Origin of the sequence: Streptomyces sp. NPDC056222 (genome assembly GCF_042264065.1) — a bacterium.
GTDB lineage: Bacteria > Actinomycetota > Actinomycetes > Streptomycetales > Streptomycetaceae > Streptomyces.
Window position 1 is genome coordinate 40,212 of the sequence record NZ_JBHJTL010000005.1, and the last position, 22,737, is coordinate 62,948.

Below are 22,737 nucleotides of genomic sequence, written 5' to 3' on the forward strand. Positions count from 1 at the left end.
GGGTGTACGCGGGTATGCCTGGCCCTACCCCGGGGCGCCGGGGCCACGCGGTGAGCGGCCATGGGCGGCGTACGCGGTGTGGAGGGCGGTGACCGCCTCCGGCGTGAGTGGCTCGTACGGGCTCCCCGTCTCCGGACGCCACCAGACCGGGTCCTCGCAGAGGAAGGCCTCCCGGCGCAGGGCCACGCGGTGGATCTTGTTCGTGGCGGTCAGGGGCAGTGCGGGGACGAGGCGTACGAACCGTGGCGGCATCTTGGTGCCCAGGTCCGGCTGGGCGGCCAGGAACTCCTGGAACGCGGTCGGGTCGAAGGCGGCGTCGTCGCGCAGGGCGATCGCGGTCATCACCTGGTCCCCGGCCACCGGGTCGGGTATCGCGTAGACGGCGACGCCGGCGGCGCGGTCCCAGCGGGAGAGGATCTGCTCGATCACGGCCGCGGCGAGGTTCTCGCTGTCGACCCGCAGCCGGTCGTCCGTCCGCCCCGCGAAGTAAAGGAAGCCGTCGGTGTCCCGGTAGAAGAGGTCGCCGGTCCAGTACCAGCCCCCGCGCAGCCGGGCCGACTGCGCCTCGGGGTTGCGCCAGTAGCCCTCGAAGGGGTTCCGGCCGCGGTTGACCAGTTCGCCGATCGCCGCGGAGGCGTTGAGGAGCCGGCCCTCGGGCGAGAGGACGGCGGGCTCGCACTCCTCGCCGGTCGCCGCGTCCACCACCGCCAGGTCGTCCCCCGGCGCCGCCCGGCCGATGGCTCCGGTCGGGGTGTCGGGGGTCCGCTGGATCGCCGCGCCGCCCTCGGAGGAGCCGTACCCCTCGACGAGCCGGGCACCGAACCGCTCCTCGAAGCGGGCCGCGTCCATCGCCCCCGCCTCCGTCCCGAAGCCTAGGCGCAGCCGGTGCTCGCGGTCGTCGGGACGCGGCGGTGTGGCGAGCAGGTACTGCACGGCGCGCCCCACATAGGTGAAGTACGTGGCGCCGAACTCCTGGACGTCCGGCAGGAAGCGGGAGGCCGAGAACCGGGCCCGCAGCGCCACGCCCGCTCCGGCGGCGAGCGCCGGTGCCCAGTCCGCGATGACCGCGTTGCCGTGGAACATCGGCATGCAGATGTAGTGCACGTCCTCGGGCCGCAGCCGGAAGTGGGAGACGAGCGACCCGGCCGCGGCCGCGAGGCGGCCCTGGCTGCAGATCGCCGCCTTGGGGGCGCCGGTCGAGCCGGAGGTGAAGTAGAGGAGCAGCCGGCTGTCGGGGCGCACCGGGCGGGCGACGGCCTCGCCGGGTTCGGCGCCCTCGAAGGGGGTGAGGAGTGCGCGGTACGCGTCCGTGTCGGTCACCAGCACCCGTACGCCCGGCAGGGGAAGTCCGTCGAGCAGGGGAAGGTACGCGCGCTGGGTGACCAGGACACGGCAGTCGGTGTGGACGATGTCACGGGCCAGCTCGGCACCGCGGCGGGTGGGGTTGATGCCGGCGACGGCGGCCCCGGCGAGGGCCGCCGCGCTCAGCCAGAGCGGGAATTCCGGCGTGTTGTCGAGGAGCACCCCGAGGTGCGGCTCGGCACCTCGGGGCAGCAGATCGACGAGCAGTGCGGCCCGCGCGGCGGCGCCCGCGGCGACCTGGTGATGGGTGAGGACCGCCTCGTGGCTCCTCAGTCCGACCCTGTGATCGCCCCATTGACGCTGCACGAGCTCCGCCACGGTCATACGCCGGACGATAACTGACTACCCGTCAGAACTGAACATCCGAGCAGGCGTAGAAGGCGTTCGCGGTGTCCGCGATCGTCCACACCGCCAGGATCAGATGCCTGCCGGTCTTGCCCGCCGGGATGGTCCCGGAGTGCGAGAGGGTGGCCGGAGGCTGCTGGCTGTTGTACGGGACGGTGAGGAAGGGCTGCGGGTCGAGCGAGGCCCGCGTGAGCTTCTGGGTGCCGTTCCAGCCGTTCTTGGTGATGTAGTACTTGAAGTCGGTGGTGCGGTGACGGGCGGTGAACTGCCAGCGGAAGCTGTAGCTCTGACCCGCCGTGATCCTCGTGGTGGGCCAGGCGCCACCACGCGGGTCGTCGAGCTGGGCGAACTGTGTGAGGCCGGCGGAACAGATCTTCCCGTCGGCGGGACCGGCGGCGGGGAAGCCCTTGGGGCCCTCGACGGACTGCGGCTCCCACTGGATGGATCCGCAGTTCGTCACGGTGCCGTTGGCGCAGAGCTTCTGGCGGCTGATCGGGGAGTCGGTGTAGCCGTGGCCACTGGCGCTGCTCGTGGCGAAGAGGGAGGCGCCGGCGACGCCGAGCGCCACCGCCGCCACGCCTATCTTTTTGCGCATGTGTCACTCCAGGTGAACGTGGGGGAGTTCGGTGACCCGTGGTGCACGCGTGCGGTTGCTTCGATGGTGTTGTTCGGGTGGTGCTGTTTTCGGGTGGCGCTGTTCGGGTGGTGCGGTGGAAGCTATTCCGGTCTAGACCAAGTATCAAGGTATTGACGGAAGTTGAACATGTCCATACCAATCACGGGGCTTCCACCGGACCGGTACGGCCGGTGTAGAACGCCACCGTCAGGTCCTTGACCAGCGCATTGCGCTCGTAGTCGTCCAGTTCGACCAGACCACGCGTGGTCAGCCGGTGGACCACGTCGTCCACCGCCTCCACGACGGAGGTCAGCACGCTGTCCCGGTGCTTGGCGTCGATCGCCGCGATCCGACGGCGCTGCATCGCGGCCGCGATCTCGGGTGCGTACTCGATACGGGTCGGCTGCGCCGAGAACACGTCGATCCCCACCGGGGCGCACTCGGCGGAGAGCATCCGGGTCAGGGCCTCGCCGACGGCCTCCGCGTCCCGAAGAGTCGGGGCGTCCTCGTGGAAGGCGTCCGCCGGGAGCTGGGACAGGACCCTGGCCATCGCCGCCTCGACCTGCTTGCGCAGGTACTCCTCGTGACCGTCGACCCCGAGGGCGGCGCGGACGGTGTCACGGACGCGCCAGACGACGAGGACGACGACCCGCAGGGCCGTGCCCTTGGCGTCCACCGCGGAGAGCGGCTCGCTGCGCCAGTGGCGAAGGCGGACGTCGACGCGGCGGCGCAGGAGGAGGGGACTGACCCAGACGAGACCGGTACGGCGGACGCTGCCCCGATAGTCACCGAAGAGCGTGAGGACCCAGGCGTAGCCGACGCGGCCGCGGCCGAGACCGCCGAGGGTGAAGAGGACGGCCAGCACCCCGAGGGCGAGCAGGGCCCACTGCCCGAGGGGGATGCCGTGGTACGGAGGCGGGGTCACCCGGAGCATCCGGGCCAGCTCCCCGGGCACGGCCCCGGCCGACCACAGGACGGCCGCGCACCCGGCGAGTGCGAGGAGGCCGCCGACGACCCCGATCCACCCGGGGAGGACGGAGCCGGCGCGCTCGACGAGCTTGGGGTCGGCGGTCGGGGCGGGGCGGGAGGGCTCGGGGCGGGCGGGGGCGGGGATGACGGCCTTGGCCACGACGGGGGGTGCCATGGCGATGGTGGCGGGCCCGCCGTCGTCGTCCGGCTCGGGCTCGTCCCGGAAGAGCAGGTGCACGGGGATCGACCCGGTGGTCTCGGTCCCGATCACGGTCTTCCGCCGCGCCCCGGTCCGGGGCGCCTTGGCCGTCACCGCCGCCGGCGCCTCGGCGGCGACGGGCACAGCGATGACGCCGACTTCGGCCCCGATGATCCGCCGCATGTCGTCCCCGGACCCGGCTGCGCCACGGCGGCCGCCGGGCGTCACCCCCGGGCCGTCCGCCGCGGCGGGCGGGACGGTGGGCGAACCGGGCCGGTTGCCCTGGCCCGTACCGGAGGCGCCGCCGGGCGTCGTCGACAGGCCGGGCCGCCGCGGTCCGCCCGGCGAGGTCACCGAACCCGCCGAAGGCCAAGGCGAACCGGGCCAATCGGTAGGCACGTCGGGCCGGGCCTCCGGCCCACCACGCACATCCGAGCCGGCCGCCCTGGCCGACACCCCGAGCGCCGAACCTGCCGAGCCGACGGGAGAACCGGGCCGGTCGCCCGGACCGACCGCGGCCTCACCACCGGCAGACGCCGATGCGGCGGAGCGCGTACCCGAGCCACCCGCCGTCGCCGGTGCGCCCGACGGGTTAGCCGAAGCGGCGGGAGAGCCGGGCCGGTTGCCCGGGCCGCCAGCCGACCCGCCGGAGCTCGCGCCCAGGCCACCCGCCGTCGTCGACGCCCCAGGCGAGGTCGTCGAAGCGGCAGACGGACCTGGCCTCTTGTCCGCGCCGGAGGACGTGAGCGGGGCACCCGCCGGGGCGGCGGGAGCGCCGGGCAGGTTGCCCTGGCCGACCTCGGCCACACCGCCGGCATCTGCCGGCGCGCCGGAGCTCGCGCCCAAGCCAACCGCCTTCGTCGGCGCCGCGGACGAGGTCGTCGAAGCGGCAGGCGAGCCGAGCCCGCTGTCCGCGCCGGACGATGTGTGCGGGGCACCCGCCAGGGCTTGGGCAGCGCCTGGCCGATTGTCCGGGCCGATACCCGCCGCACCACCGGCGGCAGCCGACCTGCCGGAGCCCGCCTCCAGGCCACCCGCCGTCGTCGGCGCGCCGGACGAGGTCGGCGAAGCCGTAGACGGACCCGGCCTCTTGTCCGCGCCGGAAGGCGCGTGCGGGGCACCCGCCGGGGCCTGGGGAGAGCCTGGCCGGTTGCCCTGGCCGACCCCGGCCACACCACCACCGGCAGCCGGCGCGCCGGAGGGCGCGCCCAGGCCACCCGCCTTCGTCGGCGCCGGAGACGAACCGAGCCCACTGCCCGCGCCGGACGACGTCTGCGGGGCACCCGCCAGGGCGGCAGGAGCGCCCGGCCGGTCGCCCTGGCCGACACCAGCTACACCACCACCGGCAGCCGGCGCGCCGGAGCCTGCCTCCAAACCACCCGCCACCGTCGGCGCACCGGACGAGGTCGCCGAAGCCGCAGACGGACCCGGCCTCTTGTCCGCGCCGAAGGACGTGAGCGGGGCACGCGCCGGGGCGGCGCGAGCGCCGGGCCGGTCGCCCTGGCCGACCCCCGCCGCACCACCGTCGGCAGCCGACCCGCCGGAGCCCGCCTCCAAGCCAACCGCCTTCGTCGGCGCCGCAGACGAACCGAGCCCACTGCCCGCGCCGGACGGCGTCTGCGAGGCACCCGCCAGGGCGGCAGGAGCGCCCGGCCGGTCGTCCGGGCGGAACCCCGTCGCACCACCACCGGCAGCCGACCCGCCGGGACTCGTGCCCGGACCACCCGCCGTCGTCGGCGCCGCAGACGAACCGAGCCCGCTGCCCGCGCCGGACGACGTCTGCGGGGCACCCGCCAGGGCGGCAGGAGCGCCCGGCCGGTCGCCCTGGCCGACACCAGCCACACCACCACCGGCAGCCGACCCGCCGGGACTCGTGCCCGGACCACCCGCCGTCGTCGGCGCGCCCGGCGCTTCCGGATGGTTGTCCGGGGCCGTCGTCGACACCTTCGGGGCCCCGGCCCCCGCGGTCCCGTACTCCGGACCCTTGGGGTCACCGACCCCCGTCACGGATGCGGCCGTCGGCGTCGGCCCGGCGTTCGTCCGGGCCTCGCCGGCGACGCCGTCCAGGCGCCCCGCCGAGGTCGGGGCGACGGAGCCGCCCCCGCCCGGCGCCGTGGCAGAACCGTCACCGCCCCCGCCCGCCCCCGGCGTCGGGCCGTTGCGGGAGGCGTCCGACGGGCGCCGTCTCGGTGGGCGCGTCTCGTCCGTCAGGCGGATCGCCGACCGGGCCGCGTCGCGGCTCGCCGCCGCGCCCGAGTCGGGGTATGGGGTCGAACGGGTCATGGGATCCACCTCATGTTCTCGGGGTCATCGAAACAGGCGCCGCCAGGTCTCCGGGCCCGGGTGGCCGTCGGCCGCGCCGCCGCGCCATCCCTGTGCCCGCTGGAACGCCTCGACACTGCGACGGTCCGCCTCGCCCCAGCGCGGACCGGGACCCGACAGGTAGTGCTTGCCGTAGCCCCGCTTCACCAGCTGCTTGCCCAGCTTCTCCACATATGCGTTGGATTGGCCCGGACGGAAGTAGCCACGCCCGGGGAACCCCTGCGCATCTGTGCTCGGACCGCCCGAACCACTCGAACCGCCGATGCTCCGACCCTGGCCCGACACCAGCAGTCGCCACGTCCGCGGCCCCGGCAGCCCGTCCGCCTCCTCGCCCTTCCAGCCCTGCGCCCGCTGGAACGCCCGGGTCGCCCGACGGTCCGCCTCGCCCCAGCGCGGTCCGGGATCCTGGCCGTAGTACTGCTCGGCGCCCCGCGCGATCAGCAGCCGCCGGAGCTGGGTGACGTACGCGTTGTTCGCGCCGGCGCCGAACATCGCCTCGCCCGGATACGGGACCGCGGTCGCGGCGGCGGCGCCGGCCGTCCGGGGGGCCGCGGTCGTGGACGCGCCACGGCTGACGCCGCCATCGCCGACACCACCGTCGTCGACGCCGCCACCGACCACGGCCTTGTAGCGGTACGCCACATAGCGGTCCGCGTTGACCCAGTACGCGAGCGGCGTGGCCTGCCGGCGCGTGCGCGGCTCGGTCTGCTCGTACGCGATGTACGACGTGCGGGTGTGGTCCGTCCACCCGCCGAAGAGCGTGACGTGCGAGCCCCTGGCCGGGTCGGCCGGGTTGTGGAAGAGGAGGATGTCGCCGGGCTGGAGATCCGCACGGTCGATCCGCTCGGCGAAGCCGTCCAGGCTGCCGGTCCACTCGTTGGCGCGCAGGTTCCACGCCATCGAGATGTAGCCGGAGCAGTCCTGGCGGTAGCCGTCGGACCAGTACTTCTCCATCGAGTACGGGACCTGCGCGCTCACCCACCGCTTGGCGCGGTTGATGATCTCGGCGCGGGTGACCGTCCGCAGGGACTGGGCGGAGCCCTGATCCGTCGTCGGGGTGGCGCCGGACGGGGGCTGCGGACCGGGGCCGGGGCGGGACCCAGGGCCCGGCCCGTGCGCTCCGCCGTGCAGCGGGCCCGCATCACCCTGGGGCGTGTCGGGCCCCGGCACCGACGCCCTGTCCGCCGCGAGACCCACCTGCCCGCCCGTCGTTTCCACCACAGGCCCCACCGCCCCCGACGCCGTCGCCTGCGCGCCCCCTCCCCCGAGGACCACGCCCGCCGCCGTCATCAGGACCAGAGCGCGGCGCGCCCCGTGCGCCGCCGGGTGACCGCCTGCCCGTACGGGCAGGCCACGGGCACGATCGCGCCGCTGCCGGGCGCAGCCCGCGCAGCCGCAGCCGGCCGCGGGCTCGAACTCCTCGAAGACCGGAAGGCTCATGCGATTCCCCTCCACACTCGTCAAGATCTTTTGGCGCTGATGTTCGGCCGCCGGTTTCTCAACTGTCCGGACAAATCACATTTTGACGGATCGAAGGCCTGATACGACCATCCGACAGGCCGGGAGCGACCGGTAATGGTCGGAAGCACCCCCGGACGTCGGGTAGAGTTACGCAGGTCAGCAGGCGCCGCTAGCTCAGTTGGTTAGAGCAGCTGACTCTTAATCAGCGGGTCCGGGGTTCGAGTCCCTGGCGGCGCACGCAGAATCGAGGCCCCCTCACCATCGGTGAGGGGGCCTCGGTCGTCCCATGAGCCCGCAGCATCCCTTTCGTCACAGCAGAACCAGAGCGCCCGGCTTTGGGCGGTAAACAGCTCGTTTCGCCCTTGCGATCAAGAAGCGGGGTCGTGGACTCTGGCTTGGTCCCTGGGGGGTTGGGGGCGACGCATGGTCGCGTCGAGTGCGGGGTGGGGGCCCCGCCCGCGGCCGCGCACGGGGGGATGGACTCATGACGTCTGCATGGACGCCCGCCGGGGGTACTCGGCTCCGTTCCGTGACGACACTGCCACGCTACGACTACGAGCACTACAGCCGGCTCGCCGGGCCACTGACCGAGCCCGATCCGGGCGAGCCCTACCGGGTGCGCTACCGCTCCCTGCTCTCCCAGGAGCCGCACCGGCTGCGCGCCGCGCTCCTGCTCGGTGCCGCGCCGCTCGTCTCGCTGGGCCTGTTCGTCTGGCTGATGCAGCCTCAGCACTGGACCGAGCGGGATCCGAACCTCGACAACGACCTGCTCCGCGCCCTCGACATCGTGATGCTGGTGTCGATCGGCCTGATCGAGCTCTTCCGCACCATGAACGTCCTGTCGAACGCGCACGCGACCCTGGTCGCCCGCGACCCGGTCCCGGTGGTCCCGGAGGCCGGCACGCGGGTCGCCTTCCTCACCTCCTTCGTCCCGGGCAAGGAACCGCTCGCCATGGTGACGAAGACCCTCCGGGCGGCCGTGAAGATCCGCCACCGCGGGCCCATGCACGTCTGGCTGCTCGACGAGGGGGACGACCCCGAGGTCAAGGCGGTCTGCGCCCGGCTCGGCGTCCGCCACTTCTCCCGCAAGGGCGTCCCCGCCTGGAACCAGTCCGAGGGGCCGCACCGCGCGAAGACCAAACACGGCAACTACAACGCCTGGCTGCAGGCGCACGGCGACGACTACGACTTCTTCGCCTCCGTCGACACCGACCACGTCCCGCTCCCCAACTACCTGGAGCGGATGCTGGGCTGGTTCCGCGACCCGGACGTCGGCTTCGTCATCGGACCGCAGGTCTACGGCAACTACGACACCTTCGTCACCAAGGCCGCCGAGTCCCAGCAGTTCCTCTTCCACGCCCTGATCCAGCGCGCAGGCAACCGCTACGGCGCACCGATGTTCGTCGGCACCTCCAACGCCGTACGGATCCGGGCACTCAAGCAGATCGGCGGGCTGTACGACTCGATCACCGAGGACATGGCGACCGGCTTCGAGATGCACCGGCACCGCAACCCCGCCACGGGCCGCAAGTGGCGCTCGGTGTACACGCCCGACGTGCTCGCCGTCGGGGAGGGTCCGACCGCCTGGACCGACTTCTTCACCCAGCAGCTGCGCTGGTCCCGTGGCACGTACGAGACGATCCTCAAGCAGTACTGGAAGGGCTTCGGGACGCTGCCGCCCGGCAAGCTCTTCAACTACACGATGATGATCATCTTCTATCCGATGTCGGCGCTGAACTGGATCCTGGCCGCGCTGAGCTGCGCGCTCTTCCTGGGCATGGGCGCCTCGGGCGTCCAGATCGACCCGGCGATGTGGATGATGCTGTACGGCAACGCCTCCGCGCTCCAGATCGGGCTCTACATCTGGAACCGACGCCACAACGTCTCTCCGCACGAGCCCGAGGGGTCCGGCGGCCTGGCCGGAATGGCGATGTCCGCGCTCTCCGCACCGATCTACGCCCGCTCGCTGATGGACGCGGTCCTGCGGCGCAAGAGTTCGTTCGTCGTGACACCCAAGGGCGACTCCTCCAGCCCCGACACCCTCTTCGGCACCTTCCGGATCCATCTCTTCTTCATCGTCGTCTTCGGGGGTTCGCTCGCCTCCTCGTTCTTCTTCGGGCACGACCACCCCGCGATGATCACCTGGGCCTCGCTGGCGCTGCTGATCACGGCCGCGCCGATCCTCCTCTGGCGGTACGGCATCCGCGTCGAGCGGCGGCGTCGCGCCGAGGCGCCGGCCGCACCCGTCCACGTACCGGCACAGCGGCCCCGCTGGGCCGAGGCCCCGCAGCAACCCATGGAAAGCGCGCTGGGAGGGCGTAACGAATGATCGCCAACGCGCGTCGCAACCGGTTCCGGCGGGTCGCGATCGGGGCCGCGGTCGTCGTCGCGGTCGCAGGGATGAACGGACCGGCGCTGTGGCGCTTCGGCTCGGAGCGGTACCACGAGTACGCGATCAACCGGCCCGAGTACAAGGCTTCGAACGGGCACTGGGCCTTTCTCGACGTGCCCGCCGACTTCCGGGTCAACGCGATCCACGCGGCCCTGCTGCACACCGGGAAGGTGCTGCTGATCGCGGGCTCGGGGAACAACCAGAAGAACTTCGACGCGAAGAAGTTCGAGTCGGTGCTGTGGGATCCGAAGACCGGGAACTTCAAGAAGATCCCGACCCCGAAGGACATGTTCTGTGCCGGGCACACCCAACTCCCGGACGGGAAGCTGCTGGTGGCGGGCGGAACCAAGCGGTACGAGAAGCTGGAGGGCGATGTCACCAAGGCCGGCGGCCTGATGATCGTCCACAACGAGGACCCCGACAAGCCGATCACCCTGCCCGCCGGCACCCGCTTCACCGGGAAGGCGAACGGCAAGACCTTCGTCTCCAAGGACCCCGTCCTGGTCGAGCGGGCCACCAAGGTCTTCGACCGGAACACCGGGCGGTTCCTCCACAACACCCCCGGCCTCGGCCGGATCTATGTCGAGGCCGAGCGGTCCGGGAAGGCGTACGAGACCGGCACCGAGGACAACTACCGGGTGGCCGGCATGAAGGGCTCCGACGCCCGCAACGTGTACGGCATCGCGCAGAAACTCGCCCTGGACAAGAAGGACTTCCAGGGAATCAGGGAGGCCTACGAGTTCGATCCGGTCGCCGAGAAGTACGTGACCGTCGACCCGATGAACGAGGCCCGCTGGTACCCCACGCTGACCACGCTGAAGGACGGCCGGGTCCTCGCCCTCTCCGGACTCGACGAGATCGGGCAGATCGTGCCCGGCAAGGACGAGATCTACGACCCGAGAACGAAGAAATGGACGTACACCGGGATCGAGCGGCGCTTCCCGACCTACCCGGCGATCTTCCTGATGTCGAACGGGAAGCTCTTCTACTCGGGTTCGAACGCCGGCTACGGACCCGCCGACGTCGGGCGCGACCCCGGGATCTGGGACCTGAGCACCAACACCTTCACCAAGGTCCCCGGGCTGAGCGACCCCGACCGCATGGAGACCTCCGCGACCGTGATGCTGCCGCCCGCCCAGGACCAGCGCTTCATGGTCATCGGCGGCGGCGGGGTCGGTGAGTCCGACAAGGCCAGTGCGAAGACCCGGCTCGTCGACCTCAAGGCCGCCGACCCGCGCTTCCGTGACGGGGCCGCCCTGGAGAAGGGCACCCGCTACCCCAGTGCCTCGCTGCTCCCGGACGACACCGTGTTCGTCACGGGCGGCTCGGAGGACTACCGGGGGCGCGGCGGCTCCGACATCCTCCAGGCGCGGACGTACGACCCGAGGACCGGTACGTACAAGCGCGTCGCCGACCCGAGGGTGGGCCGCAACTACCACTCGGGCTCGCTGCTGCTCCCCGACGGACGGGTCATGATCTTCGGCTCGGACTCGCTCTTCTCCGACCCGGCGAACACCCGGCCCGGCGTCTTCGAGCAGCGCATCGAGCTCTGGACCCCGCCCTATCTCCACCGGGACGGCGGCAGGCCCGAACTCGGCGAAGGCCCCCGCAGGATCGCCCGCGGGACCACGGGGGTGTTCCGTACGCAGCAGTCCGCGGCGATCACCTCCGCGAAGCTGATCCGGCCGAGCGCCGTCACCCATGTCACCGACGTCGACCAGCGCACGATCGCCCTGACGCTCAAGAAGACGGCCGGCCGGGTCGAGCTCGGCGTGCCGAAGAACCGCTCGCTGGTCCCGTCCGGCTGGTACATGCTCTTCGTGACGGACGCGCGGGGCACCCCCTCCGAAGCCCGCTGGGTGGAGGTGCCCTGACTGGTCCCGACCTGCCCGACCGGTCCTACTCGGCGCCGCGGGCCAGGTCGAGCGCGTACTGCTCGAACCACTCCCCCGCCTTCGGACCGCCCTTGCAGTCACCGTCCGACTCTCCCGGCCGCTTGATCCACAGATACGCCTTGACCAGCGGATCGGCGGTGCGGACGGTCGGAGGCTCACCGAGCGCGCGGCCGGGCGGGTTGCACCAGTTCTCCCGCGGATCGCCCTCGGTGTAGGGGCCGTTGCCGTTGCGGCTCGTGTCGACGACGAAGGGCTTGCCGCCGATCCGGTCCGACAGCTGCTTGCCGTAGGCCGTACTTGCCTCGGTGGTCTGGAAGTTGGAGACGTTCACCGCGAAGCCGTCGGCGTCCGCCACGCCCGCGCGCCGCAGCGGCTCGAAGATCTCCTCCGGCTTGCCCCAGCCGGCGTTGCCCGCGTCCAGGTACACGGTGACGCCGGGTTGGCGCTTCAGCCGCTGGACAGCGCCCTTCAGGAGCTCGTACCGCTCCTCGTGGTACTGCTGCTCGGTGCAGCCGTCGACCATGTGCATCACCGCGTCCGGCTCCAGGACGACGGTGGCGCGCCGCTCCCCGATGCCCCGGGCGACCTTCTCGACCCAGTCGCGGTAGGCGCCGGCGTCGGCCGCGCCGCCCGCGGAGTGCTGGCCGCAGTCGCGGTGCGGGATGTTGTAGAGGACGAGCAGCGCCTCCCGGTCGGCCTTGTGGGCGGCCTCGGTCAGCGTCCTGGCCTCGGCCTCGGGCCGCTCCGTGCCGACCCACTCGCCGGCCGGCTGGGAGGCGATCCTCTCGACGAGTTCGGCGTCCGCGGCGCGGCCCGCCTTCGTGTACGCGGCGAGCTGCCTGGCCGCCTTGCCCTGCGGGTTGACCCAGAAGGGGTCCGTCTCCTTCGGCTGCTGGGTGCCGGACGACGGTGCGGCGCCCCTGTCCCCGCCGTCCCCCGAGCCTCCGCCGGACGACGTGCACGCCGACAGCAGCAGAGCCGCGGCCAGCGGCGCGGCGCACGCCAGGCGGGCACGTCCGGTGCGATGTGCGTACATCCACTCCCCCTTGGGTGTACGGAACCGTACGGAACCGGTCAGGACAATCGTGGCACAAAGGAGGTCTGGGCCGGGACCGTAAGCCCGTTCTACAGTTGCGGAACCCGAACCTCCCGCGGCGGCGCCGGGCTTCTCCCGCAGCCCGTGCGCCCGTGGTCGAGGACCGGCCCGGCCGTCGGGCGCGCGGGACGTGGTCCGCCGGCCGGGCCTGGCGGCGACCGCTCCGCTTCCGGCGGCCCGCCCGGGCCGCCGAGCTCCGCCCATGCGCCAGGTCCTGCCCGTGCGTCAGGCCTTGCCCGTGCCGGTGAGGTACGCGGAGACGACGACGTTCGCCGTGTACGCCCCGGCCTTGCGGTCGAAGGTGCCGCCGCAGGTGATCAGCCGCAGTTCGGCCCGGTCGGCCTGGCGCTGCCCGTACACCTTCCGGGCGTCGAAGCGCTCCCGGGGGAAGACCTGGATGTCGTCGATGGTGAACTCGGCGACCGTGCCGTCGGTCCGGGTCACGTTGACCGTCTCACCGGGGCGGGCGGAGCTCAGGCCGTAGAAGACGGCGGGCTTGGTCGCGGTGTCGACATGGCCGACGAGGAGCGCCGCGCCCTCGGCGCCCGGCCGGGTGCCGGTGCGGAACCAGCCGACCGAGTGGGGCATCTCGAACGGCGGCGGGTCCACCGCGCCCGTGGCGTCCAGGCCGCGTCCGACGACCGGCGCGGCGATGCCGAGGGAGGGGATCTCGACCCGGCGCGGCTCGGCGGGGCTCAGAGGGCGGTGTGCCGGGGGCAGCGGGGCGCCGAGCGGGCGGCCGACCGCGGCCATGTCACCGGTGGTCGGGGCCGAGGTGCCGCCCGGCCCTTCGGTGATCTCGCGGCCCCAGAGCCAGAGGCCCAGGAGCAGGAGCGCCCAGGCCACGCCGGTCAGCATCCGACCGGTGCCGGCCGGGCTGCTCGCATCGGACACGGTCAGTCCACCGGCGTCGTGCCCGTGCGGCGGCGGCGCGCACTGCGGAAGGCGACGGCGACGGCGGCGATCGCGGCCATACCGAGGCCGACGAGGGTGTAGGGGGTGCCGAGGCCGCTCTCGGTCGTGGTCTGCGCGACGCCGGGCGCGGCGGGCACCGGGACCGCCAGAGCCGCGCCTCCGCCGCCGGCCCGGACCGGGGCCACGGGGCTCGGGTGGTACGTCGGCCGGTGGATCGGCTCGAGCGTGGCCGCGTGGGTCGGCTCCGGCCGGTGCTTCTCGACGTCGACCACGCCGACGTCACGGTGTTCCCTGCCGTCGCAGGTGACGCTGACCTTGTACGCGCCCTTCTGGAGACCCGACTTGATCGTGGTGTCGCCGAAGAGGGTGTACGCGCCCCCGTCACGGCCGGTGAGCTCGGCGTCGGCGACGAACGCGTGGGACCTGGCGGTGCCGGTGGTGCCCTTGCAGCCCTGGACACGGACGTCGACGTCGGCGCCGGGCTTGGCGGTGGACGGGGTGACGGTGGCCTTGACACCGTCACCGGCGATGGCGGTACCGGCCGTGGGTGCCAGTACCAGGATGGCGGCCGCCCCTGCGGCACGGAGAGCAATAGGACCTGAACGCATCGTGACCTCCTGGTAGAGGAAGGGTCACCCGGTTCCGGTAGTTGCGCATCCGCAGGGGCCCGACCGGGGCACTCCCCGGGGCCGACCGGCGACTACACGCGTTCCACGAGGTCGGCGATCGAGTCGACGATCTTGGAGGGGCGGTAGGGGAAGCGGTCGATCTCCGCGTGCGTCGTCAGACCGGTCAGGACCAGGAAGGTCTGCATCCCCGCCTCCAGTCCGGCCAGGATGTCGGTGTCCATCCGGTCGCCGATCATGGCGCTGGACTCGGAGTGGGCACCGATCGCGTTGAGGCCGGTGCGCATCATGAGCGGGTTGGGCTTGCCCGCGAAGTACGGGTCCTTGCCGGTGGCCTTGGTGATCAGCGCGGCGACCGAGCCGGTGGCGGGCAGCGGGCCCTCGAGCGAGGGGCCGGTCTCGTCGGGGTTGGTGCAGATGAACCGGGCGCCCGCGTTGATGAGCCGGACGGCCTTGGTCATGGCCTCGAAGGAGTACGTCCGGGTCTCACCGAGGACCACGTAGTCGGGGTCGTGGTCGGTGAGGACGTAGCCGATGTCGTGCAGCGCGGTGGTCAGGCCGGCCTCGCCGATGACGTAGGCGGTGCCGCCGGGGCGCTGGTCGTCGAGGAACCGGGCGGTGGCGAGCGCCGAGGTCCAGATGTTCTCCACGGGCACGTCCAGGCCCATGCGGGCGAGACGGGCGTGCAGGTCGCGGGCGGTGTAGATCGAGTTGTTCGTGAGGACCAGGAAGGGCTTCCCGGTCTCCCGCAGCTTCTTGATGAACGCGTCCGCGCCGGGGATCGGAACGCCCTCGTGAATGAGGACGCCGTCCATGTCCGTGAGCCAGGATTCGATCGGCTTGCGCTCTGCCATGTGCGGGGACTCCTGCCGTACAGAAATCGTGCGGTGTGCTGGGGGCGCCGCGACAGCGCTGTGGCGACGCCCCCAGACTAATCAGGAAGTGGCGATCTTGACCCCGTCGATCACCCAGTACCAGTTGTTGGAACCGGTGTAGCGGAAGCGGAAGCTCACGCTGGACGACCCGGTGGGGACGTTCACGGTGAGCGACTGCGGCTGGGAGATCACGTCGGAGGTGTAGCTCTTGACGACGGTCGGCGTGCCGCCGTTGAAGGAGGCCAGGACCTGCGCGGTCTGGCTGCCCTCCTGGCGGTAGAAGGTGGTGAAGTCCAGCGTGACGCGGGTCGCTCCGGAGACGCTGTACGCGGGGGTGACGAGCGTCGAGTCGTACGTACCGGAGAAGGTCTTGTCCGCCCACTCGTCGGAGTCGGCGACGGCGAAGACGCCCCGGGAGCGGACGTTGAGCTCGCGGGACTGGTCGCGCTGGGTGCGGGACCAGAACTCGTCGGTGGCGAAGGCCCAGCCGCGCCACTCGGTCATGCCGCCGGTGCCCATGGCGTTGTTGATGACGGACCAGCCGCTGGGCGCGGCGTGGGTGAAGCCGAGGACGCCGGCGGGGATGCCTGTCTCGTCGACGCGGCCGGTGAGGGAGGAGTGCAGCGCGTCGAAGGGGTCGGTGGAGCGCTGCTGGATCGGCTTGCCGTCCAGGCCCCAGGAGGCGTCGGGCGCGATGCCGAGCTGGTGGAAGACGGTGGCGGCGACGTCGACGAGGCGGGTGTCGACGGGGCGGGCGCCGGCGGCGATGCCGGGCCCCTGCGCGAGGACGAAGGTGCGGCGCTCCTCGATGGAGGAGCCGCCGTGCCCGCCGGCGTCGGTGTGGCCGTGGTCGGTGGTGACGACGACCGTCCAGCGCTCGGTGGCGAACGACGGGCGAGCCTTGATCGCGGCGAGGAGCCGGCCGAGGTACCCGTCCTGGACGTCGATGGCGTCGAGGTACTTGGCGCTCTTCGCACCGTAGGTGTGGGCGATCTCGTCGGTCTCGCCGAAGTAGACGAAGAGAACGTCCGGGTTCTGGTTCCGGAGGATGTCCTCGGTGGTGTCGGTGATCACCTTGTCGTTGACGACGTAGTTGTTGTTGTACACGAGCTTGGCGTCGGCGCCGGGGGTGACCGTGCCGTGGGTGTCGAGCTCGGGCCAGTCGACGGCCGCGAAGAGCGAGAGGTCGGGGCGGACCTGGTTCAACCGGGCGAGGAAGCCCGGGTACTTGGCGTAGTTCTTCCCGACGAAGGTGTTGTCCTTCACGCCGTGCTTGTCGGGCCAGACACCGGTGGAGATGGTCGACCAGCCCGGGCCGGAGGAGGTGGCGGCCATCGGGTTGGCGTAGAGCAGCGACAGGCCGTACGTCCCGTTCGCCATCAGCGACTTGAGGGTCGGGGCCTTGGCCGCGTCGATCCTGTCGTACCGCAGGCCGTCCATGCCGACGACGAGCACCTTGTCCTTGCTGGTGCCGTTCGGGAGCGTGGGGGCGGCGGCGTGGGCGGCGGGCGCGGTGGCCACGCCCGCCGCGGCGACGGCCGCTGTGGCGCCGGCGGCGGCGAGCACGGTACGGCGGGAGACTCCGGTGGACAGGGCCGTGGACATGCCGGTGATCGGCATCTGGATCCTCCGTAGGAAGGGGTGAGGAGGGGGCGAGGACACGCCAACGCCCCCGATTCCTCGGGGGCGTTGGTCCGTACCCGTTATCTTTCCGCTACATGCGGAGGGATTCCAGGGGCTGTGCGGTGAACTCTTGGAAGCCCGCGGTTAGCTTCCGGTGGCCGTCTTCCAGGCGTCGACGTAGGCGGTCAGGTTCTTGTCGATGTCGGCCCAGTCGGGCTCGAAGATCTCGACGCCCTCCATCAGCTTGGCGAGCTCGATGGCGTTGGCGTCGGTGGCCTTGACGTCCTTGCGGGCCGGGAAACCGCCGCCGATCGCGCTGACCTCGCGCTGGGCCTGCTCGCTCAGCATGAAGTCGAGCAGCTTCTTGCCGTTCTCGCTGTGCGGGGCCTTGTTCACCAGACCCGCGGCGTACGGCAGGGCGAAGCTGGTGGGCCGACCGCCGTCCTTGGCCGGGAACCAGATGCCGAGGTTCGGCATGGACCTGGACTGGGCGAAGTTCATCTGGACATCGCCGTTGGCGACGAGGATCTCGCCCTTGTCGACCTTCGGGGCCAGCTTGGAGGTCGAGGAGGACGGGCCGACGTTGTTGGTCTGGAGCTTCTTCAGGTACTCCATCGCCGGCTCCTGGCCGCCGAAGTCGTGCATCGCCTTGATGACCACGGCCGTGCCGTCACCGGCGACACCGGGGGTGGAGTACTGCAGCTTGTTCTTGTACTTCGCGTCGAGGAGCTCCTCCCACGTCCTGGGGGCCTCCTTCAGCTGCTGCTTGTTGTGGATGAAGCCGAAGTAGTTGTTGACGACGGAGATCCACTTGCCGTCGGCAGCCTTGTTCCCGCCGTCGACCTGCTCGGCGCCCTTCGGGGTGTACGCCTGGAGCAGCCCCTTGGAGTCGGCCTGCTGGATGAAGGGCGGCAGGGTCACGATGACATCGGCCTGCGTGTTGTTCTTCTCGCGGACGGCACGCTGCACCATCTCGCCGGAACCGCCCTCGACGTACTTGACCTTGATGCCGGTCTGCTTCTCGAAGTCGGCGAAGACCTTGTCGTACCAGCCGTCGCCCTTCTCCCCCTTGAGGCCGTCGGCGCTGTAGACCGTGACGACCTTCTCGCCGGAGGCGGCGGAGGAGCCACCGCAGGCGGTGAGGCCGGCGGCGAGGACGAGGCTGCCGACGACGGCGGCGATCGGCTTGACGATCTTGGACGAGGTAAGCATGACGTCGTTCTCTCCTGAAGACTTGGCTGATCTATCGGTAGGACGCTTTGGTACGGATACGGGAGACGGCGAGCAGGACGAGCAGGGTCGCGGCCATGAGGACCACGGCGAGCGCCGAACCGGTGAAGAGGGAGCCGCGGTCGGTGGCCGTGAAGATCAGCACCGGGAGCGGCAGCCAGTCCGGCGGGTAGAGCATCATCGTGGCGCTCAACTCGCCCATGGACAGGGCGAAACAGAGCCCGGCGGCCGCGTTGAGCGACGGCAGCAGGAGCGGCAGCTTCACCCGGAGCAGCACATAGGACGGGCGGGCGCCGAGGCTGGCCGCCGCCTGCTCGTACATCGGGTCGAGACGGAGAATGGCCGCCGAAACCGACTGATGGGCGAACGCCGTGACAAGGATGGTGTGCGCGAGGATCACGATCCAGCGCGTGCCGTTCAGGAGCACGGGCGGCTGCGAGAAGGCGACGAGCACGGCGAGGCCGACGACGACCGAGGGCACGGCGACGGGCAGCATGAACAGCGCGTCGAGGAACCGACGGCCGTTCTTCCGCAGGGAGTTGGCCACCAGGGCCGCCCAGGTGCCGATGGTCAGCGCGAGCAGGCTCGCGGTGACGGCGGTGACCAGGCTGGTGGTCAGCGCCTGCAGGGACTCACCGCGCACGGCGGCCGTGTAGTGCTCCGCGGTCGGCCCGGAGGGGAAGGCCCCGGACCAGTTCGTGGAGAACGAGGCGGCGAGGATCACCAGGAGCGGGAGAGCGAAGAGCGGGACGAAGAGGACCGCGAAGACGGCCCAGGTCGTCGCCCTGCCCGTACGGCTATGCACCAACACGACGGCTCACCACCCGGTAGAGGCCGTAGAGGCCCACGGAGATCGCGACGTTGACGACGGCGACGACACAGGCGGCGGCGTAGTCGGACTCGAGGATGGCCTTGCCGTAGACGAGCATCGGGAGGGTCGTGACGCCCTTGGCGCCGGTGAAGAGGACGATCCCGAACTCGTTCAGACACATGACCAGGACAAGGCTCCCGCCGGCGGCGAGCGCGGGCAGCGCCTCGGGCAGGATCACCCGCCGGACGATGCGCAGCGGCCGCGCCCCGAGGGAGGAGGCGACCTCCAGCTGGGCGGTCTCCATCTGCGAGAACGCGGCGAGGAGCGGGCGCATCACGAAGGGCGTGAAGTACGTGATCTCGGCGAGGAGGACACCCCACGGCGTGGTCAGGAACTGGAAGGGCCCCGACTGGGCGCCCGTGACGTCCGTCCACAGGCCGTTGGCCATGCCGACCGTGCCGTAGAGGAAGAGGAGCGCGAGGGTGATGAGGAAGGAGGGGAAGGAGAGAAAGACGTCGATGAACTTCGACACCGCCTTCCCCCCGGGAAACGGCACGAACGCGATGACGAGCGCGAGCACGAACCCGAGGACGAGACACCCGACGGTGGCCCCGACAGCAAGCCACACGGTGGTGACCAGCGCCTCCTGGAAGGCCTCGGACCCGAGGACATCGGCGTAGGCACCGGGGGCGAGGGATTCCCGCATGACGAGGGCGAGGGGGTAGAGGAAGACGAGAGCGAGCGCGAGGACGGGCGGGAGGGCCCAGACCCAGGTGGGAATCGTGCGGCGCCCTTTGCTCTCGGACCGTTGTGGGCGATCGTCCGGCTGGGCGGTGCGGGTCCCCCCTGACGAAGTCTGGGGGAGGGTGGGCCCACCATCACGTGGGCGCTGCGCCGTCATGACCGGCGGCTCGGGGTCACCCATCGGACACCCCCACCCCCAGCAGCACCCCGTCCTCGGGTGCGAAGTGCAGGACCACCTCGTCACCGAGCGCCGGCGTCTCCCGAAGCTCCCGCACGTCCGCCTTGACGCGGTGCCCGTCGACGTCGACGTACAGCCGGTGCGTCGACCCTCGCCACTGCACCTCCGCGATACGACCACGCAGGGCGTTCGGGCCCTCCCCCACGCCGATGAGGTGGGGCCGTATGCACAGGGTCGCAGCGGCCCCCGGGACCACGCCGTCCGTGGCGACCTTCAGCTCGGCGCCGCCGAAGGACACTCCGCCCACGCCCACCGTCACCGGCAGCAGGTTCGCGTTGCCGACGAACGACGCCGTGAATTCCGTACGCGGACGTCGGTACAGCTCCTGCGGCGTGCCGCAGTCCTGGAGCCGGGCCCTGTCCATGACGGCGATCCGGTCGGCCAGGGTCAGCGCCTCGACCTGGTCGTGGGTGACGTACAGGATCGAGACGTCCGGCAACTCCCGGTGGAGTCGCGCCAGTTCGGCCAGCATCCCGGAGCGCAACTGCGCGTCGAGCGCGGACAGCGGCTCGTCGAGGAGCAGGACGTTCGGCCGGATGGCCAGCGCCCGCGCGATGGCGACGCGCTGCTGCTGTCCGCCGGACAGCTCGCGCGGATGGCGCTTGGCGTAGGCCGCCATCCCGGTCATCTCCAGGGCCTCGGCGACCCGCCCGGGAATCTCGGCCTTCGGCGCCTTCTGCGCCTTCAGGCCGAAGGCCACGTTGTCCTCGACCTTCATGTGCGGGAAGAGCGCGTACTGCTGGACGACCATCCCGATCCCCCGCCGGTGCGGCGGGAGGTCGGTGACGTCGCGGTCGCCGATGAACACCCGCCCGGAGACCGGCCGCACGAACCCGGCGACGGCACGCAGGGCGGTGGTCTTGCCGGAGCCGGAGGGCCCGAGGAGGGCCATGACCTCGCCGGGTTCGACGGTCAGGTCGAGCGAGTCGAGAACGGCGTGGTGCCCGTACGCGACGGAGACGGAGTCGAAGCGGATGCCGCTGCGGGCACCGGCCACGTGGGGCGTGGCGCGCGTGGTGTGCGCCACGGCGGTCGCGGAGGTCCCGACGGCCGCGGCGGTCCCGGCGGTCGCGGGCCCGGTCACCGGTCCGCCTCCGCCCGCGCTGCCGCCTCCGGCAGATCCGCGACCGAGGCCAGTACGTGCGTCGCGCCGTGCTCCTCGAGCGCGCCCGCGTCGTGCGCGCCCGTCAGGACGCCCGCGACGATCCCGGCACCCGAACGGACTCCGCTGAGCATGTCGTACGAGGTGTCGCCCGCGACCACGATCTGCCGGACGTCGTCGACGACTCCCGTACGGAGGAGGGCCGCGAGGACCATGTCCGGGTACGGGCGCCCCCGGCCGCCGGCGTCCGCCGGGCAGAGGGTCAGCTCGACCAGGTCGCGCCAGCCGAGCGCGTCGAGGATGGCGTCCTGGGTGACCCGGGCGAAGCCGGTGGTCAGGACCACCGTCCGGCCCTGGCCCTGCAGTTCGGCGATCGCCTCGGCCGCGCCGGGTATCGGGGCGATCCGGCCGCCGGAGACCAGCTCCCCGTACGCCGCCTCGAAGGCGAGGTTGGCCTGCTGGGCACGCGTCTCGTCGCCGCCGAAGAGGTGGCGGAAGACGGAGATCTTGGACTCGCCCATGGTGGCGCGGACGTAGTCGATCATCGTGGCCGGGTCCTCGCCGAGTCGCTCGGCGGCGGCCGTGAAGGCCTGCTCGACGAGGCCGCCGTCGGCGACCGTCGTGCCGGCCATGTCGAGTACGACGAGGTTGTGCTTGAGGTTCTCGGTCACGGTGTTCACCAGCCCAGTTCGTTCGCGGTCGTCTCGGCGATGGCGGGCGAGCAGGTCATGCCGCGTCCGCCGGGTCCGGTCACCAGCCACACGCCCTCGCGGACCTTCTGGCGGTGCACGACCCGGCCGGTGTCGGTGCACTGCGCGTACACGCCCGCCCAACGCCGCCGGATCTTCGGCAGCGGGCGGCCGAGGAAGGACTCCACGACGCGGGTGAGGTGCTCGTAGGGGTCTTCGAGGGTGTCGAAGGCGAACGGGTGCTCGTACTCGTGGGTGTCGCCGATGGTCAGTCCGCCGTCGACGCGCTGCACCATCAGGAGCTGCATCTTGTGCGCGGCGGCGGTCGGGTCCTGCGCCTGTCCCGCGTCGAGCGCGTCCAGAGCGTCGGACCTGTAGGCCGGGTAGTAGCGGAAGGAGTCGGCGTCGGCGACGGAGGTGGTGAGCGGCTCGCCGAGCGGGTCGGTCTGCATCATCTGCAGCCGGACCCGGCGGACCGGGATGTCACCGGCGAGCTCGCGGACGAGGCCGGTGAGAGCGGCGCCGGTGCAGAGGACGACGGCGTCGCCGGTGTGGACCTCGCCGCGGTCGTCGCGTACGGCATGCCCACCGACGACGTCCCGCACCTCGCGGTCGGGCAGGAAGGTGTACTTCCCGGTGGCCAGGAGGGCCTCGCGCAGGGCGAGTTGGGCGGTGCGCGGCTCGACCGCGGCGTCCCGCTCGCACCACAGGGCGGCCTCGAACGCTCCGCGCAGGGCGGGGTTGACGGCGCGGGCCTCGTCGGCGGTCAGCAGCTTGTAGCCGCGCGCCGCCGCGTCGGGCCGGGCCAGGGCGGCCTCGGCGACGGCCAGTTCCAGCTCGGTACGCACGGGGGTGAGCGAGCCGATGGCCCGGAAGCCGAGTCCGGGGACGCGGGCACCGATGCCCTCCCACAGTTCGCGGGCGCGCAGCGCGGTCTCCAGCTCCTCGCCGCCCGCGCGGCCGCTCACCCATATCTGGCCGAAGTTGCGGAGGGAGGCCCCGCGCGCCTCGGCCTCGCGCTCGATGTGTACGACCTCATGGCCGCGTTCCACTGCCTGCCAGGCGTGCATGGTTCCCACCACGCCGGCTCCTACGACGATCACCTTCATGCCGTTCACCGTCCTGGCGACGAGTGACCCGGACGGATCCGGTGGGCAACGGGACAGTGAACGGCCCGACAAGGTTGGCCTAGACCCGTTATCTCTCCGTTATCGAAATAGGTCGATC

General features: G+C 71.8%; 17 protein-coding genes and 1 tRNA gene. 3 read left to right on the forward strand and 15 right to left on the reverse strand.

Annotation, left to right across the window (positions count from 1 at the left end; genetic code table 11):
- Positions 1–24: 24 nt before the first annotated feature.
- From ACFC0D_RS04180 to ACFC0D_RS04195, 4 genes are all read right to left on the reverse strand, one after another.
- Positions 25–1,686: an AMP-binding protein gene (locus tag ACFC0D_RS04180; protein WP_376430917.1), complete on the reverse strand. Its 1,662-nt coding sequence runs from the start codon at positions 1,684–1,686 to the stop codon at positions 25–27.
- A 25-nt stretch (positions 1,687–1,711) separates the two neighbouring features.
- Entirely contained in the window at positions 1,712–2,302 is a 591-nt protein-coding gene (locus ACFC0D_RS04185; protein WP_376430918.1) for a lytic polysaccharide monooxygenase, read from the reverse strand.
- A gap of 181 nt (positions 2,303–2,483) precedes the next feature.
- Complete coding sequence (locus ACFC0D_RS04190; RefSeq protein WP_376430919.1) at positions 2,484–3,845, reverse strand: SPFH domain-containing protein; 1,362 nt, start codon at positions 3,843–3,845, stop codon at positions 2,484–2,486.
- 1,953 nt (positions 3,846–5,798) lie between these two features.
- Positions 5,799–7,253 (reverse strand): peptidoglycan-binding protein, encoded by a 1,455-nt coding sequence (locus ACFC0D_RS04195; protein WP_376430920.1) that lies wholly within the window; start codon positions 7,251–7,253, stop codon positions 5,799–5,801.
- Between the two features lie 184 nt (positions 7,254–7,437).
- Between ACFC0D_RS04195 and ACFC0D_RS04200 the strand changes: the two genes are divergently transcribed.
- From ACFC0D_RS04200 to ACFC0D_RS04210, 3 genes are all read left to right on the forward strand, one after another.
- Positions 7,438–7,511: transfer RNA gene (locus ACFC0D_RS04200), tRNA-Lys, on the forward strand.
- A gap of 247 nt (positions 7,512–7,758) precedes the next feature.
- The gene (locus tag ACFC0D_RS04205) at positions 7,759–9,603 is read left to right on the forward strand and encodes a glycosyltransferase family 2 protein (RefSeq protein ID WP_376430921.1); all 1,845 of its coding nucleotides are present in this window, start codon (positions 7,759–7,761) and stop codon (positions 9,601–9,603) included.
- Positions 9,600–11,540: a galactose oxidase-like domain-containing protein gene (locus ACFC0D_RS04210; RefSeq protein WP_376430922.1), complete on the forward strand. Its 1,941-nt coding sequence runs from the start codon at positions 9,600–9,602 to the stop codon at positions 11,538–11,540. The genes ACFC0D_RS04205 and ACFC0D_RS04210 overlap by 4 nt, the downstream gene beginning before the upstream one ends.
- Positions 11,541–11,565: 25 nt before the next feature.
- Here the strand turns inward: ACFC0D_RS04210 and ACFC0D_RS04215 are convergent, their stop codons facing one another.
- From ACFC0D_RS04215 to ACFC0D_RS04265, 11 genes are all read right to left on the reverse strand, one after another.
- On the reverse strand, positions 11,566–12,597 hold the full coding sequence (locus ACFC0D_RS04215; protein WP_376430923.1) for a glycoside hydrolase family 6 protein: 1,032 nt from the start codon (positions 12,595–12,597) through the stop codon (positions 11,566–11,568).
- A 285-nt stretch (positions 12,598–12,882) separates the two neighbouring features.
- The gene (locus ACFC0D_RS04220) at positions 12,883–13,515 is read right to left on the reverse strand and encodes a class F sortase (RefSeq protein ID WP_376431011.1); all 633 of its coding nucleotides are present in this window, start codon (positions 13,513–13,515) and stop codon (positions 12,883–12,885) included.
- A 38-nt stretch (positions 13,516–13,553) separates the two neighbouring features.
- A complete protein-coding gene (locus ACFC0D_RS04225; RefSeq protein ID WP_376430924.1) occupies positions 13,554–14,180 on the reverse strand; it encodes a hypothetical protein in 627 nt (208 codons plus the stop codon).
- A 92-nt stretch (positions 14,181–14,272) separates the two neighbouring features.
- Positions 14,273–15,052: an HAD-IIA family hydrolase gene (locus ACFC0D_RS04230; protein ID WP_376430925.1), complete on the reverse strand. Its 780-nt coding sequence runs from the start codon at positions 15,050–15,052 to the stop codon at positions 14,273–14,275.
- Positions 15,053–15,133: 81 nt separating this feature from the next.
- Positions 15,134–16,693, reverse strand: a complete 1,560-nt coding sequence (locus ACFC0D_RS04235) for an alkaline phosphatase family protein (protein WP_376430926.1) — start codon at positions 16,691–16,693, stop codon at positions 15,134–15,136.
- 147 nt (positions 16,694–16,840) lie between these two features.
- Positions 16,841–17,908 carry a 2-aminoethylphosphonate ABC transporter substrate-binding protein gene (locus tag ACFC0D_RS04240; RefSeq protein WP_376430927.1) on the reverse strand — a complete coding sequence of 356 codons (1,068 nt, stop codon included), beginning with the start codon at positions 17,906–17,908 and terminating at the stop codon, positions 16,841–16,843.
- A 31-nt stretch (positions 17,909–17,939) separates the two neighbouring features.
- The gene (locus ACFC0D_RS04245) at positions 17,940–18,737 is read right to left on the reverse strand and encodes an ABC transporter permease (protein WP_376430928.1); all 798 of its coding nucleotides are present in this window, start codon (positions 18,735–18,737) and stop codon (positions 17,940–17,942) included.
- A complete protein-coding gene (locus tag ACFC0D_RS04250; RefSeq protein WP_376431012.1) occupies positions 18,724–19,638 on the reverse strand; it encodes a 2-aminoethylphosphonate ABC transporter permease subunit in 915 nt (304 codons plus the stop codon). Before ACFC0D_RS04250 ends, ACFC0D_RS04245 begins: the two co-directional genes overlap by 14 nt.
- A 16-nt stretch (positions 19,639–19,654) precedes the next feature.
- On the reverse strand, positions 19,655–20,716 hold the full coding sequence (locus tag ACFC0D_RS04255) for an ABC transporter ATP-binding protein (protein WP_376431013.1): 1,062 nt from the start codon (positions 20,714–20,716) through the stop codon (positions 19,655–19,657).
- 83 nt (positions 20,717–20,799) lie between these two features.
- The gene (locus tag ACFC0D_RS04260; RefSeq protein ID WP_376431014.1) at positions 20,800–21,453 is read right to left on the reverse strand and encodes an HAD family hydrolase; all 654 of its coding nucleotides are present in this window, start codon (positions 21,451–21,453) and stop codon (positions 20,800–20,802) included.
- A gap of 44 nt (positions 21,454–21,497) precedes the next feature.
- Positions 21,498–22,619, reverse strand: coding sequence for a TIGR03364 family FAD-dependent oxidoreductase (locus ACFC0D_RS04265; RefSeq protein WP_376430929.1), 1,122 nt, complete (start codon positions 22,617–22,619; stop codon positions 21,498–21,500).
- Between the last annotated feature and the right edge of the window lie 118 nt (positions 22,620–22,737).